Source organism: Candidatus Hydrogenedens sp., from assembly GCA_035378955.1.
GTDB lineage: Bacteria > Hydrogenedentota > Hydrogenedentia > Hydrogenedentales > Hydrogenedentaceae > Hydrogenedens.
Window position 1 is genome coordinate 1 of the sequence record DAOSUS010000028.1, and the last position, 3,219, is coordinate 3,219.

Consider the following 3,219-nt stretch of genomic DNA (forward strand, 5'->3'; position numbering starts at 1 on the left):
TAAGAGTTTCTAACTTTTCAACTTTTTTTTCCTACATCTTGTCTTATGGCCCTCATGCCCCTCCCCTATATTTTCTCATTCAATACCTACTTTGCGGAAAGTTAGGAATATCCATAGAAACTTTTCGTTGGATGGTTATCGTTTTTAACCTTATTACAGTGAATTTTGTGTATCTTATTGCTAAACATTTCCTCCCTAAAAAATATGCCATAGGGGTTGTTTCCTTATTTATTCTTTCTCCTATCTTGTTATGGAATTCCGCCAGTTTACGATACCACTCAATTGCCTATATGCTTGCTATGCTATCATTATATTTTTTCTTCAAATATTTTATAACTCCACTGAAAGTCAACGGTTATGCTGTAATTACCCAAACCGGTATAAATATCCTACTCGTTTTATCTCACAGTATTTTTGTTTGGCTAATAGGATTTGAAATTTTTCTACTTGTACTAAAGGTATTAAAACGCCAATACATTTATCTTGTTCCTGTTTTTTTTAATTTAGTTATTTTTAGTGTAACCTTATTTTATTTAGCATACATACTTCGTGGAAATAAGTTTCTTGCTCTTCCGTTTCAGCCAACTTTACTGGAAATATTTGAAAAAATATTTGGGGTTCAGGATTTTGAAGTCCCTGTGTATGTATCCTGGGGCGTATTCTTGCAGCCGTTTTTTGCTCCACATCCTATTCCTTCCCTGCTGCAAAAAATCTGTGATGTTGCTCCTACAATAATTATCAAAACTGGGGGTCTAATTCTGGCGTTTGTTCTTTTTCTTTCGTTTATCTATACCTCATACCAGATAATTAAAAATTACCGCTCTTTCTCTGAAAGTTTTATTGCTATTTTCATGCTTGCTTTTATTCCCCCTTTGGTTTTTGCTTGTTATTCTTTCCTTGCCAATACAGATTTGCTATTAGTTCGTTATGTTCTCCCGTGTTATATTGCAAAATTTTGTTTTCTGTTTGTTATTTTGAGTAAATGGGAGCCTAAAAATAGTTTTTATAAAAAAATCATTATCAGTCTTATTATAATCTGGGCTTTACATCAATACTCTCTATTCCGCGTCAACAAAATTTACACCGATTGGGAAGGCTGTGTTCAGTATGTAAATTCTAATTTGACGGAGAATGATGTTATAATTTGTAATACCGATATAGATACCGCTATTTTCAAATATAACTGGAAATCAAAAATCCAGAAACCATTCCCTCTCATTTTCACCTCCGATTCTTTAGATACAACCATAGATTTCATAACTTTTTTGGTCAAAAATCTTTCTCCTTCTCATAAGGTTTGTCTTATCTATAACACCAAATGGGATTATCAATTTGAATCTTCGATAAATGAACTATGGAATAGGTATGGTCTCCGCTATACTTTTTGTGGATTTCCTTCCTGGGAAGGGCTATTATGTTATGTATTTTCCATTGATGAAAACTTAAAGGCAGAGAATAAAAATACGGTTAAATTAGGAGAAGGTTTTAAACCATCATCTGACAATTGGCTCATATCTTTAATAAAGTCCAACCTCAACAGAGAGTTTGATGAACAAGAAAAAATGATATTGTCGCGATATGCAAATTTTGGGGAGGAAACAGGTCTAACTACTCCTATCCACTTAGCTTTAGACCTCTTGAGTGTGGGTAAAAAAGAATGGGCAAGGATAATCACAAAACAGTTCCAGAATGTCAATGCCTTTATAGCCTTTTCTTATGCTCTTTCAGAACAGGAGAATAAATTGAAAGCAGATGAGATTTTCCAACACATAAGAGCACAAAATCCATACTTTGCCCGTGTTTTTTCACCGATATGGAAGGCACTCAAAGATATGGATTATCGTTCCCTTAAAGAAGTTTCAATACGATTAATCAATGATGGATATTTCCCTGCATATTTGTTCTATCATTTTGCGACACATAAAGTTGATAATACCCCATGCATCCTTCCTTTGGGGATATATCCCTTCACAATGGATAGCGAAGATAAACTTAGAAATATTCTATTAAAAGAACCCAATATCTCGAATAACAAAATCATTGAAGACCGCTATGAAGAGATTATACAACTACGCAATATATGCACTAAATCTTAATGGTATGAAAAACAAGTTTTTTAGTCTCAATCACCGAACAGAAAAAACTTTTTACTATCTTTTAATTTCCTTAATCACACTCATTTTAATATTACTTCTAAAACAAAAACCCTCGATTTGGTTTGATGAATATTTTTGGGGAATATCCTATCAAGATGCCCCCAATTTGACTACATTCCTCCAACTTGTAGGGACACAAGGACCCGAAGTGGCACCTTTATATTTGAGTATAATGTATACCGCTATTAAACTTCTTAATCTATCCCCAGAAGTTTTTAGATATTTCTCCATTATTGCAAGTATTGCAACTATTCTTTTTACTTATAAACTATTTAAAATCTTCTTTCCTCCCTTTATTAGTTTCATAATATCTCTAATTCCTGCAATTATCCCTACCTTTCTTTGGTATAGTATGTTATTAAGACCTCATGCACTGGCTTTTTCCTTTTCAATGTGCTCTTTATATTTTTTCTTTTCCATCCTAAAAAATAAAACCGATACATCTCAATCCAAATATTTTTTACTATTAACTCTTGTAAACGGATTGCTCTTACTCACCTATTATATATATGTATGGTTAGTTTTTTTTGAAATGTCTATTCTTTTCGTCTCTTTTTTTATTGAAAAATCTAAAAAAATATTCTGGGTGCTTCCTATCCACCTTTTATATGTAATTGCCATACTTCTATATCTGACCTTTTTTTCAACGCCGAGCAATATTGCTTACTCAATCCATGTTAGTCTTGAATCCCTTCTAAATTATATCTTTGGGGTTCAGGATAGAGAAGTTCCTTACTTTGTCTCCATATCACCGTGGATTTATGCTATTTTCGGAACGAATAAAATATCTTTTTCTATTGCGAAATTATGTGATACAGGTATTCCATTCTTATTAAAAGCAAGTAATCTTGCATTCATAATTATTCTACTCTTTTTCTTCTTTAAAAATTTCTTGTTCGTTTTAAAAAATAATTCTTTCCGTTTCGAGATTCCCAATATTGCCCTCTTGTGTATTGCATTTATAGTCCCCTTCTGCTTTGTTGTTTTCACTCTGATTACAAAGATTCCATTGATGATGATTCGCTTTTTACTTCCCTCACTGATTATTCGATGGGGATTATTA

2 protein-coding genes are annotated in these 3,219 nt (G+C 32.6%); both read left to right on the top strand.

Annotated elements, in window-relative coordinates; all coding sequences use genetic code 11:
* A partial coding sequence (locus PLA12_07485) for a hypothetical protein (protein ID HOQ32338.1) occupies positions 1-2,096 on the top strand: 2,096 nt, incomplete at its 5' end.
* Positions 2,053-3,219, top strand: a 1,167-nt coding sequence (locus tag PLA12_07490; GenBank protein ID HOQ32339.1) for a glycosyltransferase family 39 protein, incomplete at its 3' end; no start/stop codon positions are given. The genes PLA12_07485 and PLA12_07490, both read left to right, overlap by 44 nt.